The sequence below is a fragment of the Streptomyces lancefieldiae genome (genome assembly GCF_031845825.1).
GTDB lineage: Bacteria > Actinomycetota > Actinomycetes > Streptomycetales > Streptomycetaceae > Streptomyces > Streptomyces lancefieldiae.
Genome location: NZ_JAVRFH010000335.1, coordinates 1 through 441, shown reverse-complemented (window position 1 = coordinate 441; position 441 = coordinate 1). Strand labels below are relative to the sequence as shown.

Genomic DNA, 441 nt, shown 5'->3' with positions numbered 1-441 from the left:
CCGCCCGCCTTGAGCACGCCCAACTGCGCGACCACCAGATCCGCCGAACGCGGCAGCGCCACGGCCACCACGGTCTCGGGCCCGACCCCGCGTGCGCGCAGCAGCCCGGCCAGCCGGCCGGCCCGGGCGTTCAGCTGCCGGTAGGACAGGACGGTCCGCCCGGCGACCACCGCCGTCGCGTCCGGGCTCCGCGTCGCCTGCATGGTGATCAATCGGGGCAGCGTCGCCCCCGGTACGGGTTCTGCCGTCTCGTTCAGCCGTGCCAGCCGGTTCCGCTCCGCGTCGGTGAGCACGTCCACCTCACCGAGCCGCACCCCGGAATCGGCGATCACCTGCCGCAGCACCTGCACGTAACGGTCGGTGAAACTCACGGCCGTGGTGTGGTCGAACAGTTCCGTCGCGTACTCCAGCCGCCCGTACGCACGTCCGGACGCGTGTGGA

The 441-nt window shown here is 72.8% G+C and carries 1 protein-coding gene; it reads right to left on the bottom strand.

All coding sequences use genetic code 11. From position 1 onward, the window contains the following. Nucleotides 1-371, bottom strand: a 371-nt coding sequence (locus RM812_RS42400; protein ID WP_311586377.1) for an AMP-binding protein, incomplete at its 3' end; no start/stop codon positions are given. Nucleotides 372-441 lie beyond the last annotated feature (70 nt).